This window comes from Rhodoferax sp. LB1P47 (genome assembly GCF_056521445.1).
On the sequence record NZ_JBWMAU010000006.1, the window covers coordinates 1 to 15,128 of the forward strand.

The following is a 15,128-nucleotide window of genomic DNA, read 5'->3' on the forward strand; positions in this document are numbered from 1 at the left end:
GGGCGATAACGTGTCGATCACCGTCAAGCTGATCAACCCCATCGCCATGGAAGAAGGTCTGCGCTTCGCTATCCGCGAAGGCGGCAAGACCGTCGGCGCCGGTGTGGTTGCCAAGATTATTGCTTAATTTTTTAGGGGCGTAGCTCAATTGGCAGAGCGTCGGTCTCCAAAACCGAAGGTTGATGGTTCGATTCCTTCCGCCCCTGCCACCTGATAAGTTCAAGGTGGCAAATAGTTAGTCTCAATAAGCCCGTCATGACCTGACGGGCTTCAGTGTCTCAAGAGGCATCATAAATTTGAAGCAGGATAATGCCAAAAATGGCCACTTCGCAAGTTGAAACGATCAACACCAATGCAGACAAAGCCAAACTGGCCTTGTCTGCTATTTTGGTGGTATGTGCCTTAGCCGCCTTTTATCTCCTGAGCAAGCAAGGGCAGATCGCCCAATGGTCGGCGTTGATTACGGGCTTAACAGCTTCAGTCCTGATATTTTTAATATCTGAACCAGGCAAACAACTGGTCGGATTTGGCCGCGATGCTTGGCGTGAAGTCAAGAAGGTTGTCTGGCCTACACGAAAAGAAACAACGCAGATGACCTTGTATGTCTTCGGCTTTGTGGTGCTTATGGCCCTATTCCTGTGGCTCACTGACAAGACGCTGGAATGGGTTTTTTATGACTTGATTCTGGGCTGGAAAAAGTAATGACTGATGTTGTAGAAATGAGCGCTGCGGAACCGAGTGCGACTCCCGTGAATCCAGACCTTCGTTGGTACATCGTGCATGCTTATTCCGGAATGGAAAAAGCGGTCGAACGAAATATTACGGAACGAATTCTTCAATCAGGTATGCAGCAAAAATTTGCTCGCATCCTAGTGCCAACTGAAGAAGTGGTCGAAATCAAAAATGGCCAGCGTAAAACGACTGAACGGCGCCTTTTCCCGGGTTATGTGTTTGTTGAAATGGTGATGGATGATGAATCATGGCATTTAGTCAAGCACACCAATAAAGTAACTGGTTTTGTAGGCGGAGCAAAAAACCGTCCCGCACCTATTTCTGAAGCAGAAGTTCAGAAAATAGTAAGTCAAATGCAAGAGGGCACTGACAAACCACGCCACAAAGTCGAATTTTTGGTGGGTGAGTTTGTCCGGGTAAAAGAAGGTCCTTTTACAGACTTCAATGGCTCTGTAGAAGAAGTGAACTACGAAAAAAGCAAAGTGCGTGTTTCGGTCACTATTTTCGGCCGCGCCACACCAGTCGAGCTGGAATTTAGCCAGATCGAAAAGACCTAAATACTGTAATTAATGGATTCCACGCTTTTCGACTCAGCGTGGATGTAGTTAGTGAGTCGCAACCCCGGGGAGCAGATGTCCGCCAGTTTCGGTAGACAACAGCGTTAAAACCCGTAAGGAGTAAAAAATGGCGAAAAAAATCGTCGGTTTTATCAAGCTGCAAGTACCAGCAGGTAAAGCTAACCCATCCCCCCCCATCGGTCCCGCACTGGGTCAACGTGGTTTGAACATCATGGAGTTCTGCAAGGCATTCAATGCGCAGACCCAAGGTGTAGAGCCAGGTCTACCACTGCCAGTAGTGATCACTGCTTTTGCAGACAAAAGTTTCACATTCATCATCAAGACGCCTCCGGCGACTGTCTTGATCAAGAAAGCTATCAAGCTAGATAAGGGCTCCGCCACACCGCACAGCGCGAAAGTGGGCAAGATTACCCGTGCCCAGCTCGAAGAAATTGCAAAGATCAAAATGAAAGATATTACGGCCGCTGATCTAGATGCTGCAGTCCGTACTATCGCTGGTACCGCCCGGTCTATGGGCGTGAATGTGGAGGGCGTGTAAATGTCTAAGCTGACCAAAAAACAAAAAGCATCTACCGGCAAGATTGATAGCAACAAACTCTACTCGCTGAGTGACGCGTTGGTGATTATCAAAGATTGCGCTACCGCCAAGTTTGATGAGTCCATCGACGTGGCCGTACAGCTCGGTATTGATGCCAAGAAGTCCGACCAAGTGGTCCGTGGCGCTGTCGTGTTGCCTAACGGTACCGGCAAGACCAAGCGTGTTGCGGTGTTCGCCCAAGGGGCCAAAGCTGAAGAAGCTAAGGCTGCTGGCGCAGATATCGTCGGCATGGATGACCTTGCAGCAATGATCAAGGCTGGCAACATGCCCTTTGACATTGTGATTGCAGCACCTGACGCTATGCGTGTTGTGGGCACTCTCGGTCAGATTCTGGGCCCACGTGGACTCATGCCCAACCCGAAGGTCGGTACGGTTACACCAGATGTCGCGACCGCCGTTAAGAATGCTAAAGCTGGCCAAGTCCAGTTTCGCGTTGACAAAGCCGGTATTGTGCACAGCACAATTGGCCGTCGTTCATTTGACTCTGACAAGTTGCAAGGCAATTTGGCCGCGCTGATCGACGCCTTGACAAAAGCCAAGCCGGCAGCGAGCAAGGGTTTGTATTTACGTAAAGTCGCGGTTTCGAGCACGATGGGTGTGGGTGTTCGCGTTGACACGCAAACCATCGCAGCGTAATTGCAAAATTTGAAGCCTCTACAAAAGGCTTCAAGGTGGTGGGTCGTTGAAACCGCAAGGTTTTATCGAGCCATCCAAGACCGTTGGTGTGCAGCTTGTCTGTGCTTAATCAGTGAAAACCAACGCAGATGGCGATCCCGCTGCAGATGGAATAAGTTTTCCGAAACAGTTGGTCGCTGCAGAGTGGCGTGTTGAATGGCAATCAGCCGGACAATACATTTTAAGGAGTAGACCTTGAGTCTTAATCGCAGTGAGAAAGAAGCGGTCATTACCGATGTGACCAGCCTCGCCGCTAAAGCTCAAACGCTCGTGATGGCGGAGTACCGTGGTATCACGGTCGCTGACATGACCAAATTGCGCTCAGCAGCGCGTAGCAATGGCGTGACCTTAAGCGTGTTGAAAAACACCTTGGCCCGTCGTGCTGTCGCAGGCAGTGCTTTTGAAGTCGTGTCCGACCAGATGACCGGTCCGCTGATCTATGGCTTTTCTGTTGACGCCGTAGCTGCTGCAAAAGTAGTAGCTGAATTCTCGAAGACCAACGACAAGTTGGTGATTCGTGGTGGTGCTTTCGGCGGAAAAGTTCTGGACGTGAACGGCGTTAAGCAACTGGCAAGCATCCCTTCCAAGGAAGTTTTGTTGGCGCAGTTGTTGGGCTTGATGCAATCCCCCATTTCGCGTACGGCACGTGTGCTGGCAGCGTTGGCGGAACAAAAAGGCGCAGGTTCTACCGAACCAGCAGTCGAAGCGGCCCCAGAAGCGGCTGACGAGATTGCTCCGGCATAACCCACAGGTTACTGTCGGTATTGACAAAAACTTTGTTGGACATTCGCTTGCATATGCACAGCGTGTCCCCAACTAAAAAAACTGGAAATCAAAATGGCATTCGATAAAGACGCATTTTTGACCGCGCTTGATAGCATGACGGTCCTGGAACTCAACGATTTGGTGAAAGCCATCGAAGAGAAGTTTGGTGTAAGCGCCGCAGCGATGGCTGGCCCTGCAGCCGCTGCTGGCCCTGCTGCTGCCGCTGAAGAGAAGACCGAATTCAACGTCGTTCTGCTCGAAGCTGGCGCTCAAAAAGTGTCGGTCATTAAGGCTGTTCGCGAAATCACCGGCCTGGGCTTGAAAGAAGCGAAGGACTTGGTCGATGGCGCACCTAAGGCAGTTAAAGAAGGCATCTCCAAGGTTGATGCTGAAGCTGCTATGAAGAAGCTGGTTGATGCTGGCGCTAAAGTCGAACTGAAGTAATTCACTCGCAAACGAGGGCTGGGTGCTCCCAAAGGAGCCCCCAGCCTTTCGTGCTTGTCGAAAGTGAAATAATTTTCATATCCGGAGGATCGCGCCACCAACTATGAAAGTTAGAACACACTGAAAAGAAGGTACCAACACCTTCTTTTCAGTGTCTTCTGGCCCCGACTGCAGAAGATGCCTTGGTTCGGATTGCGTGCAATGCGCAATCGTCCGCCATGGTTGGTAGTGGCCAACCGCCAAGTTCGTTGCGCATGATGTGCAACACGACAGTTGACAGGCCCCCCAGGATTCCCAAGTCCTTGCCCCCGGAGATCTCATGGCTTATACGTACACCGAACGCAAACGCATTCGTAAAAATTTTGGTAGCCGCGACAGCGTGCTAGAAGTTCCTTACCTTCTGCAAATGCAAAAAGATGCTTACACCGCATTTTTGCAGGCAGATCTCGCGCCTCAAAAACGCACTGTGGAAGGCTTGCAAGCAGCATTTGATGCAGCTTTCCCGATAGTTTCACACAATGGTTTTGTCGAGATGAAGTACGTCGAGTACAACCTTGCCAAGCCTGCTTTTGATGTGCGCGAGTGCCAGACTCGGGGCCTGACATTTGCCTCGGCCGTACGGGCCAAGGTTCAGCTCATTATTTATGACCGTGAGTCTTCGACATCGCAGTCCAAGGTTGTCAAAGAAGTAAAAGAGCAGGAAGTCTATATGGGCGAAGTACCGCTCATGACAGAAAAAGGCTCTTTCATCATTAATGGTACCGAACGCGTAATCGTTTCGCAGTTACACCGCTCCCCAGGCGTATTTTTTGAGCATGACAAGGGCAAGACCCATAGCTCAGGCAAGTTACTGTTTTCTGCGCGCGTGATTCCTTACCGTGGTTCGTGGCTGGACTTCGAGTTTGACCCTAAAGATGTATTGTATTTCCGTGTGGACCGTCGGCGCAAAATGCCGGTGACCATTTTGCTCAAGGCCATTGGTCTGACGCCAGAATCTATCCTGGCGAACTTCTTCGTCAACGACAACTTCCGTCTGATGGACAGTGGCGCACAAATGGAGTTTGTGGCTGAGCGTCTGCGCGGCGAGGTTGCCCGTTTCGACATTACAGACAAAACTGGCAAAGTGGCAGTTGCCAAAGACAAGCGGATTACCGCTCGCCATACCCGAGACCTTGAGCAATCCGGTACGACTCACATTAGCGTTCCAGAAGATTTCTTGGTTGGCCGCGTAGTGGCAAAAAATATCGTGGATAGCGATACCGGTGAAATCATCGCAAAGGCAAACGAAGAGCTGACGGAACTATTACTCAAGAAATTGCGTACCTCTGGCGTGCAAGACTTGCAGTGCATCTATACCAATGAGTTGGACCAGGGCGCATATATCTCGCAAACCCTGCGCAGCGATGAAACCGTAGATGAATTTGCCGCCCGCGTCGCCATTTACCGCATGATGCGTCCTGGCGAACCACCGACAGAAGATGCTGTGCAGGCGCTTTTCCAACGCCTGTTCTACAACCCTGATACGTACGACCTATCGCGCGTGGGCCGCATGAAGTTCAACGCGAAGATGGGCCGTGAAGAATCTACCGGTCCTATGGTGCTGACCAATGAAGATATTTTGTCGGTAGTCAAGATCCTTGTCGATCTACGCAATGGCCGTGGTGAAGTCGATGACATTGACCACCTGGGTAATCGCCGCGTTCGTTGCGTTGGCGAACTGGCTGAAAACCAATACCGGGCTGGTTTGGCACGTATTGAAAAGGCTGTAAAAGAGCGTTTGGGCCAGGCTGAGCAAGAGCCGCTCATGCCGCATGACCTGATCAACAGCAAGCCAATCTCCGCAGCACTTAAAGAGTTCTTCGGTGCATCCCAGCTGTCGCAGTTCATGGACCAGACCAATCCCCTGGCCGAAATCACCCACAAGCGCCGTGTATCGGCACTTGGCCCGGGCGGCTTGACCCGCGAACGTGCTGGCTTTGAAGTGCGCGACGTGCACGTAACACACTACGGCCGTGTGTGCCCGATCGAAACGCCAGAAGGTCCGAATATCGGACTTATCAATTCCTTGGCCTTGTATGCCCGCTTGAACGAATACGGTTTTATCGAAACACCGTACCGCCGAGTGGTAGATAGCAAAGTCACCAAAGAGATTGACTATTTGTCGGCTATTGAAGAAGGCAAATACGTAATTGCCCAGGCCAATGCTACTTTGGATAAAGACGGCAAACTCACTGGTGATTTGGTTTCAGCCCGCGAAAAAGGCGAATCCATCTTGGTCGGAGCCGAACGCGTTCAGTACATGGATGTCTCGCCCGCGCAGATTGTTTCTGTTGCAGCCTCGCTCGTGCCTTTCCTGGAACACGATGATGCAAATCGTGCCTTGATGGGCGCTAATATGTCCCGCCAAGCCGTGCCCGTTTTGCGTCCAGAAAAGCCATTCGTCGGTACCGGTATCGAACGCGTGGCCGCAGTGGATTCAGGCACCGTGGTGACCGCCACCCGTGGCGGCTTGGTGGACTATGTCGATGCCACCCGTATCGTGATTCGAGTTAACGACGCGGAAGCGGCAGCCGGTGAGGTCGGTGTAGACATCTACAACCTGATCAAGTACCAGCGCTCCAACCAAAACACCAATATCCACCAGCGTCCTATCGTCAAAAAAGGCGATCGTTTGGCCAAGGGTGATGTGATTGCCGATGGTGCGTCCACCGACTTCGGTGAAATCGCGATCGGGCAGAACATGCTCATCGCCTTCATGCCATGGAATGGCTACAACTTCGAAGATTCGATTTTGATCTCCGAACGCGTAGTGGCGGATGACCGCTACACCTCGATCCACATCGAGGAACTGGTGGTGATGGCCCGTGACACGAAGCTGGGTGCCGAAGAAATTACCCGCGATATTCCGAATCTGAGCGAACAGCAACTGAACCGCCTCGACGAATCGGGCATCATCTACGTGGGTGCAGAAGTTCAACCTGGCGATACCCTAGTTGGCAAGGTAACACCCAAGGGTGAAACCACGTTAACGCCAGAAGAAAAACTGCTGCGCGCCATCTTTGGTGAAAAAGCCAGTGATGTAAAAGATACATCGCTGCGCGTAGACCAGGGTTCGCAAGGTACCGTGATTGACGTGCAAGTGTTCACCCGCGAAGGTATCGTGCGGGACAAGCGTGCCCAGCAGATCATTGACGATGAGCTCAAACGCTTCCGCCTAGACCTGAATGACCAGTTGCGGATTGTGGAAGCCGATGCGTTTGACCGTATCGAGAAGCTGTTGACCGGCAAGGTCGCCAATGGCGGTCCTCAGAAGCTGGCCAAGGGCACAAAGCTCGATAAGGCCTACCTGTCATCAGTGGAGAAATTCCACTGGTTTGACATCCGTCCTGCCGATGATGAAGTTGCCACCCAACTGGAATCCATCAAGAATTCGTTGGAACAAACACGCCACAGCTTCGACCTGGCTTTTGAAGAAAAACGCAAAAAACTGACCCAAGGCGATGAGTTGCCAGCAGGCGTGCTCAAGATGGTCAAGGTGTACTTGGCGGTCAAGCGTCGCCTGCAACCTGGTGACAAGATGGCCGGCCGCCACGGTAACAAGGGTGTGGTGTCCAAGATTGTTCCGGTCGAAGACATGCCTTACATGGCTGACGGCACTCCGTGCGACATCTGCCTGAACCCGCTGGGCGTGCCTTCGCGGATGAACGTGGGCCAGGTGCTGGAAGTCCACCTGGGCTGGGCCGCCAAGGGCATTGGACAGCGCATTGGCGACATGCTGCAAGCCGAGGCAAAAGTTGCCGAAGTCCGCAGCTTCATGGACTCGTTCTATAACGGCTCGGGCCGCAAGGAAGATCTGAGCCACCTCAGCGACGACGAAGTGTTCAACATGGCTGCCAATATGGCCCAAGGGGTTACTTTTGCAACGCCCGTGTTTGACGGTGCTTCGGAAGAAGAGATCCGGGGCATGCTCCAACTGGCCTATCCAGAGAACATCGCCAAACACAAGGGATTGAACGCAACGCGTACCCAAGCCAATTTGTTTGACGGCCGTTCAGGTGAGCCGTTTGAGCGTCCAACGACGATTGGTTATATGCACTTCTTGAAGTTGCACCATTTGGTGGACGACAAAATGCATGCCCGCTCTACCGGCCCCTACAGCTTGGTGACCCAACAACCACTGGGCGGTAAAGCACAGTTCGGTGGACAGCGTTTCGGTGAAATGGAAGTGTGGGCGCTCGAAGCTTATGGCGCGTCGTACACCCTGCAAGAAATGCTCACGGTCAAATCAGATGACGTGGTGGGGCGTACCAAGGTGTACGAAAGCATTGTCAAGGGCGAGCACGCCATCGAAGCGGGCATGCCCGAGTCGTTCAACGTGCTGGTCAAGGAAATCCGTTCCTTGGGCCTGGACATCGAGCTCGAGCGTAGCTAATTGCGGACAAGAAAAGGATTTAACACATGAAATCATTACTCGACCTGTTCAAGCAGTTCACGCCCGATTCGCATTTCGATGCGATTCGGATCGGCATGGCCTCCCCCGAAAAAATTCGGTCGTGGTCTTTCGGCGAAGTGAAAAAGCCAGAAACCATCAACTACCGCACCTTCAAACCGGAGCGTGATGGCCTGTTTTGCGCCAAGATCTTTGGCCCTATCAAAGACTACGAATGCCTGTGCGGTAAGTACAAGCGCCTGAAGCACCGCGGTGTCATCTGCGAAAAGTGTGGCGTTGAAGTCACGCAAACCAAAGTGCGCCGCGAACGCATGGGCCACATCGATCTGGCCGCACCTTGCGCCCACATCTGGTTCCTGAAATCGCTGCCATCGCGTCTTGGCCTGGTGCTAGACATGACGCTGCGCGACATCGAACGCGTGCTGTACTTTGAAGCCTATGTGGTCACCGACCCTGGCATGACCCCGCTGAAGAAATTCGCGATCATGTCGGAAGATGACTTTGATGCCAAAACCAAAGAGTATGGCGATGAGTTCGTGGCCAAGATGGGAGCGGAAGGCATCAAAGACCTGCTGGAAGCCATCGAAATCGATGCATCCATCGAGCGCTTGCGCGGCGACTTAACGGGTTCCGAAGTCAAGATCAAGAAAAACTCCAAGCGCCTCAAGCTCCTGGAAGCGTTCAAGAAGTCGGGCATCAAGCCCGAATGGATGGTGCTGAACGTACTGCCCGTGTTGCCGCCGGACCTGCGTCCGCTGGTACCGCTGGACGGCGGCCGTTTTGCCACGTCGGATTTGAACGATCTGTACCGTCGCGTCATCAACCGTAACAGCCGCCTGCGCCGTTTGCTGGAGTTGAAGGCTCCAGAAATCATTGCCCGCAATGAAAAGCGCATGCTGCAAGAAGCAGTCGATTCGCTGCTGGACAATGGCCGTCGCGGTAAAGCGATGACCGGTGCCAATAAGCGCGCACTCAAGTCTTTGGCCGACATGATCAAGGGCAAGAGCGGTCGTTTCCGCCAGAATTTGCTGGGCAAGCGCGTCGATTACTCTGGCCGCTCGGTCATTGTGGTGGGCCCGACCCTCAAGCTGCACCAGTGCGGCTTGCCCAAACTGATGGCGCTGGAGCTATTCAAGCCATTCATCTTCTCGCGCCTGGAAGCCATGGGCATCGCCACCACTATCAAGGCGGCTAAGAAAGAAGTCGAGTCCGGCACGCCCGTCGTGTGGGACATCCTGGAAGAGGTGATCAAAGAGCACCCCGTGATGCTGAACCGTGCGCCTACGCTGCACCGTTTGGGTATCCAGGCTTTTGAGCCGATCCTGATTGAAGGCAAGGCCATCCAGTTGCACCCTCTCGTCTGCTCGGCATTCAATGCCGACTTTGACGGTGACCAAATGGCGGTACACGTGCCTCTGTCGGTTGAAGCGCAGATGGAAGCCCGCACCTTGATGCTGGCATCGAACAACATTTTGTTCCCGGCCAACGGTGAACCCTCGATCGTGCCGTCGCAAGACGTGGTGCTGGGTCTGTACTACACGACCCGCGACCGTATCAACGGCAAGGGCGAAGGTCTAATTTTTGCCGATACCGGTGAAGTGCAGCGCGCATTTGACGCGGGCGAGGTCGAACTGACCGCCCGCATCAATGTCCGCCTGACCGAGTACACCAAAGACAAAGACACGGGCGAATTCATTCCATCGACCAAGCTGTGGGAAACCACCGCTGGCCGTGCACTGCTGTCGGAAATCTTGCCCAAGGGCCTGCCTTTCTCCAATATAAACAAAGCGTTGAAGAAGAAAGAGATTTCCAAGCTCATCAACGTCTCGTTCCGCAAGTGCGGCTTGAAAGAGACTGTGGTGTTCGCCGACAAGCTGTTGCAAAACGGTTTCCGCCTGGCAACCAAAGCCGGTATCTCGATCTGTATCGACGACATGCTGGTGCCGCAAGAGAAGCACGGCATCATTGCCCGCGCTGAAAAGGAAGTCAAAGAAATCGGTAACCAGTACATCTCTGGTCTGGTGACTTCCGGCGAGCGTTACAACAAGGTGGTGGACATCTGGGGTAAGGCGGGTGATGAAGTCTCCAAGGTGATGATGGCCCAACTCTCGAAAGAGAAGACCATCGACCGCCATGGCAAGGAAGTCGAGCAAGAGTCGTTCAACTCCATCTACATGATGGCCGATTCCGGTGCGCGCGGCTCTGCAGCGCAGATTCGCCAGGTGGCAGGCATGCGCGGTTTGATGGCCAAGCCAGATGGCTCGATCATTGAAACGCCCATTACCGCCAACTTCCGCGAAGGTCTGAACGTGTTGGAGTACTTCATTTCCACCCACGGTGCCCGTAAGGGTCTCGCGGATACGGCTTTGAAGACGGCCAACTCGGGTTACCTAACCCGCCGTCTGGTGGACGTAACGCAAGACTTGGTTGTTACCGAGCAAGACTGCGGCACCGCCAATGGCTACCTGATGCGCGCCATCGTCGAAGGCGGTGAAGTTATCGAATCGCTGCGTGACCGTATTCTGGGGCGTACCGCAGCCGAAGATGTGCTGCACCCCGAAGACCGCTCGGTACTGGCTACGGCTGGTGCGATGCTCGATGAAGATGTCATCGACATCCTCGAAGTTGCAGGTGTGGACGAAGTCAAGGTGCGTACGGCACTCACCTGCGCCACCCGCTTCGGTATTTGCGCACGTTGCTACGGCCGCGATCTGGGCCGAGGTGGCTTGATCAACGGTGGCGAGGCTGTGGGTGTGATTGCTGCGCAATCCATCGGCGAGCCCGGTACGCAGTTGACCATGCGAACCTTCCACATCGGTGGTGCGGCATCCCGTGCCGCCATCGCATCCAGCGTGGAAGCCAAGTCCAACGGCACCATCGGCTTCAACGCCACGATGCGCTATGTGTCCAACAGCAAAAACGAGCTGGTCGTGATTGCCCGCTCGGGTGAAATCGTCATCACCGAGCATGGCCGCGAACGTGAACGCCATAAAGTGCCTTACGGCGCAATCCTGTCGGTTACCGCCGACCAAGTGGTCAAGGCTGGCGCGATTTTGGCCAACTGGGACCCCCTGACGCGTCCCATCATTACCGAGTTTGCGGGTATGAGCAAATTCGAGAATGTGGAAGAAGGCCTGACGGTCGCCCGTCAAGTCGACGAAGTCACCGGCTTGTCGACGATGGTGGTTATCGATCCCAAGCGCCGTGGTGCAGCCAAGGTGATCCGTCCGCAGGTCAAGCTGATCGACGCGAACGGCAACGAAGTGAAGATCACCGGCACCGACCACTCGGTGACGATCGGCTTCCCTATCGGTGCGCTGATCCAGGTGCGCGACGGCCAGGACGTGGGCCGTGGCGAAGTGTTGGCACGGATTCCTATCGAAGGCCAGAAAACCCGCGACATTACCGGTGGTTTGCCACGTGTGGCCGAGTTGTTTGAAGCCCGTACGCCGAAAGACAAGGGCATGCTGGCCGAAATGACCGGTACCGTGTCGTTCGGCAAAGAAACCAAGGGCAAGGTCCGCTTGCAGATCACCGATCCAGAAGGTACGGTCTGGGACGAACTGATCCCCAAGGAAAAGAGCATCCTGGTGCACGAAGGCCAAGTGGTCAACAAGGGCGAAAACATTGTGGACGGCCCTGCCGACCCACAAGACATCTTGCGTTTGCTGGGCATGGAAGAGCTGGCCCGCTACATCGTGGACGAAGTACAAGACGTGTACCGCTTGCAAGGCGTGAAGATCAACGACAAGCACATTGAAGTGATTGTTCGCCAGATGCTGCGCCGCGTGGTCGTCGAAAGTACCGGGGACTCTGGCTACATCAACGGCGAACAGGTCGAACGCAGTGAGATGCTTGACACCAACGACGCATTGCGCGCCGCAGGCAAGATCCCCGCCGTGTTCACCAATTTGCTGCTGGGTATCACCAAGGCATCGCTGTCCACCGACAGCTTCATCAGCGCCGCGTCGTTCCAGGAAACGACCCGCGTGCTGACCGAAGCGGCCATCATGGGCAAGCGCGACGAACTACGTGGTCTGAAAGAGAACGTGATCGTTGGTCGTCTGATTCCAGCCGGCACCGGCATGGCTTACCACCAGGCCCGCCTGGCCAAGGACTTGATGGACGATGCCGAGCGCCGTGCCATTGCCGAGTCCGAAGCTGCGGAATTGGCGGATGCGCAAGAAGCCACGTCCTTGTCGGAAGCCAACGAAGGCTCGGCCCACGAATAACGCAAGCCGCGTTTTCGCGTGACGTAACACAGGCACCCCAAGTCCATCACCGGTGGACTTGGGGTGTTTTTTTATATGTGCGTCTGCGGCGGTAAAGCGTAACAAGTAAGACTTCCCGTGATCTCCGAATCATTGCTGTGGTGGGGCCTGGCCGCTATGGGGCTTTTCTGGTCCGTGGGTGCCTATAACCGGCTGGTCCGGTTGCGGTCTCGCGCCCTGCGGAGCTTTGTGGCACTGGCCGTACCCATGCAGCGCTATGTCGATATTGTTCAATCCTGCCCGTACGACCTCACACCAGCGGCACCCACGCAGACGTGGGGGCCGCTGCATGGGGCACAAGCCCAATTTTCAGCCTCACTTGCGGTGGCACGCACTAGACCTCTGGATACATCGGCCATGCACGCCCTAGCTGCGGCGGATACGGTTTTGCAAATGGCTTGGTTACAGGCTACTTCCGAAGGCAACGATGTCTTCGGCGCTGCGTTGTCTGAAAGCACACGCACCCAATGGAGCGAAGCCCGCCAGTACATCAGCCCAGCCGCCCGGGCTTTCGCAGAAGCCATCCAAAGCTACAACACGGCGATCGCCCAATTTCCGGCACTACTGCTCGCCTGGCTCTTCGGCTTTCGCAAAGCAACATCACTTCCTAACGATTTTTGAAAATGCCCCGACACGACACCACCGAGCACCCGCTCCATCCAAGCCAAGCTACACAAATTCCGCTTTGGCGCCAACTGCTGGCCGCAGCAGAGGTTCTACACGCCATTCGCAACGGCACATCCGCCACGCCCGCATTGGCGGCAGTGGACGGCACGCTGCGTCCCGGCGTGCAATCCCTGGTATTTCACAGTTTGCGCAACCTGGGCCGCGCCGAAGCCTTGCGTGCCCAGTTAGCCAAGCGCCCCCCACCGCATGCCGCGGATGCCTTACTGTGTACTGCGCTGGCCCTGGTGTGGCAGGAAGCCGATGCGCCCTATGAGGCATTCACCCTGGTAGACCAAACCGTCGAAGCAGCGAACCGGGGTCCGGCCCGTGCCCAAGCTAGTTTCATCAACGCCTGCCTGCGCAGATTTTTACGCGAGCGCGAAGCACTGGTGACCGCAACCGATCGGGATCCGGTCGCCGTATGGAACCATCCCCGGTGGTGGATACAGCGCTTGAAAAACGAGCAACCGCAGCGCTGGAAAGACATCTTGACAGCAAATAACCAGCATGCCCCGATGACTTTGCGAGTTAATGCACGGAAAACGACTCCAGCGCATATGCTACTTGCGCTAGAAGCTATCAATTCAGAAGCAAAATTAGTAGGCACATCAGGCGTAGCGCTAGCCCGTGCCCGGCCAGTGCATGAGATACCCGGCTTCGCGGAGGGCGCGGTATCGGTCCAGGATGCCGCCGCCCAAATGGCTGCACCGCTGCTACTCACGGGAATGGACACTACGCAGCCGATGCGCATTCTGGATGCCTGCGCCGCCCCGGGCGGCAAAACTGTCCACCTGCTCGAACTGGTGCAGGCAGAAGTCACGGCACTCGACATCGACCCCACCCGCTGCGAGCGCATCCGACACAACCTAGAGCGCCAAGGCCTAGAGGCCACGATACTGGTAGCAGATGCCAACCAACCTGCAAGCTGGTGGGACGGACGACTATTCGATGCCCTCTTGCTGGACGCACCGTGTACCGCATCGGGCATCGTGCGCCGCCACCCCGATGTGCGCTGGTTACGCCGCGAAACAGATATTGCACAATTAGCCAGCCTCCAGGCGAGCCTCTTGCGGCAACTCTGGCCTCTCGTGCGGACCGGAGGTCGCTTGCTTTACTGCACTTGCTCGGTATTCAAAGCCGAAGGGCAAGATCAGATACAAATGTTTCTTGCACACCACACAGATGCCCGTTTACTGCCCTCTCCTGGCCATTTACTACCCCGTACATGGGGTTTAGAAGAAGCTGTCCCGGACAATCGCATCTGTGATAACGATGGATTTTTTTACGCCCTGCTGGAGAAATATGCGCCCTAAATGGGCGGTACTGGTTTTCTGTGCCTGTCTTCTTTTCAGCTACATGTCCTCAGCACGGGCTCAAAGTACGTTGGTCGAAATCAACCAAATGCAGATAGAGCGCAACGAATCCGGTGTCTTTTTTTCCGCCAATTTGAAATTTGAACTTCCCAACCTCGTGGAGGATGCGCTGCATAAAGGCATCCCGATGTTTTTTGTGGCGGAGATCGATGTATTGCGGGACCGTTGGTACTGGTCAGACAAGGCAGTCGCCAGCCAAGCCCGTTATATGCGGCTCGCCTACCAGCCGCTGACGCGGCGCTGGCGCCTGAATGTAGGACCGACCGCCATGGGCAATAGCGGTTTGGGCGTAGTGTTGAACCAGAACTTTGAATCCCTTTCCGATGCCTTGGCGCATATGCAACGGTTTGCGCGTTGGCGTATTGCAGATGCTACAGATGTCGACTTTGACGGAAAAACCCACGCTGAATTCAGCTTTCGTCTCGATGTTTCGCAACTGCCGCGCCCGTTTCAAATTGGAGCCATGGGCCAATCTGAATGGAACCTCACTGGCAGCCGCAATCTGCGCCTCCTCCCTGAAAACGCCAAGTGACATCGCCCACAGCCACATCGCCCCCCCACTACCGCACCCTGAAA

12 protein-coding genes and 1 tRNA gene are annotated in these 15,128 nt (G+C 54.7%); all 13 read left to right on the plus strand.

Going from position 1 to position 15,128, the window contains the following annotated elements:
- A partial coding sequence (locus AC0969_RS08920; RefSeq protein WP_479623952.1) for an EF-Tu C-terminal domain-related protein occupies positions 1-127 on the plus strand: 127 nt, incomplete at its 5' end.
- A gap of 6 nt (positions 128-133) precedes the next feature.
- A tRNA-Trp gene (locus AC0969_RS08925) sits at positions 134-209 on the plus strand.
- Between the two features lie 109 nt (positions 210-318).
- On the plus strand, positions 319-702 hold the full coding sequence (gene secE, locus AC0969_RS08930) for a preprotein translocase subunit SecE (RefSeq protein WP_479623789.1): 384 nt from the start codon (positions 319-321) through the stop codon (positions 700-702).
- The gene (nusG, locus tag AC0969_RS08935) at positions 702-1,289 is read left to right on the plus strand and encodes a transcription termination/antitermination protein NusG (protein ID WP_295960174.1); all 588 of its coding nucleotides are present in this window, start codon (positions 702-704) and stop codon (positions 1,287-1,289) included. Before secE ends, nusG begins: the two co-directional genes overlap by 1 nt.
- A gap of 127 nt (positions 1,290-1,416) precedes the next feature.
- Positions 1,417-1,848: a 50S ribosomal protein L11 gene (rplK, locus tag AC0969_RS08940; RefSeq protein ID WP_479623790.1), complete on the plus strand. Its 432-nt coding sequence runs from the start codon at positions 1,417-1,419 to the stop codon at positions 1,846-1,848.
- Entirely contained in the window at positions 1,849-2,544 is a 696-nt protein-coding gene (rplA, locus tag AC0969_RS08945) for a 50S ribosomal protein L1 (RefSeq protein ID WP_479623791.1), read from the plus strand.
- Positions 2,545-2,778: 234 nt separating this feature from the next.
- Positions 2,779-3,327: a 50S ribosomal protein L10 gene (rplJ, locus tag AC0969_RS08950; protein ID WP_479623792.1), complete on the plus strand. Its 549-nt coding sequence runs from the start codon at positions 2,779-2,781 to the stop codon at positions 3,325-3,327.
- 93 nt (positions 3,328-3,420) lie between these two features.
- Positions 3,421-3,792 carry a 50S ribosomal protein L7/L12 gene (gene rplL / locus AC0969_RS08955; protein WP_479623793.1) on the plus strand — a complete coding sequence of 124 codons (372 nt, stop codon included), beginning with the start codon at positions 3,421-3,423 and terminating at the stop codon, positions 3,790-3,792.
- Between the two features lie 319 nt (positions 3,793-4,111).
- A complete protein-coding gene (gene rpoB, locus AC0969_RS08960) occupies positions 4,112-8,224 on the plus strand; it encodes a DNA-directed RNA polymerase subunit beta (protein ID WP_479623794.1) in 4,113 nt (1,370 codons plus the stop codon).
- Positions 8,225-8,250: 26 nt separating this feature from the next.
- The gene (gene rpoC, locus AC0969_RS08965) at positions 8,251-12,474 is read left to right on the plus strand and encodes a DNA-directed RNA polymerase subunit beta' (RefSeq protein ID WP_479623795.1); all 4,224 of its coding nucleotides are present in this window, start codon (positions 8,251-8,253) and stop codon (positions 12,472-12,474) included.
- Positions 12,475-12,591: 117 nt separating this feature from the next.
- Positions 12,592-13,134, plus strand: coding sequence for a LemA family protein (locus AC0969_RS08970; protein WP_479623796.1), 543 nt, complete (start codon positions 12,592-12,594; stop codon positions 13,132-13,134).
- 2 nt (positions 13,135-13,136) lie between these two features.
- Complete coding sequence (gene rsmB / locus AC0969_RS08975; protein ID WP_479623953.1) at positions 13,137-14,492, plus strand: 16S rRNA (cytosine(967)-C(5))-methyltransferase RsmB; 1,356 nt, start codon at positions 13,137-13,139, stop codon at positions 14,490-14,492.
- Entirely contained in the window at positions 14,482-15,084 is a 603-nt protein-coding gene (locus AC0969_RS08980) for a DUF4390 domain-containing protein (protein WP_479623797.1), read from the plus strand. Before rsmB ends, AC0969_RS08980 begins: the two co-directional genes overlap by 11 nt.
- Positions 15,085-15,128 lie beyond the last annotated feature (44 nt).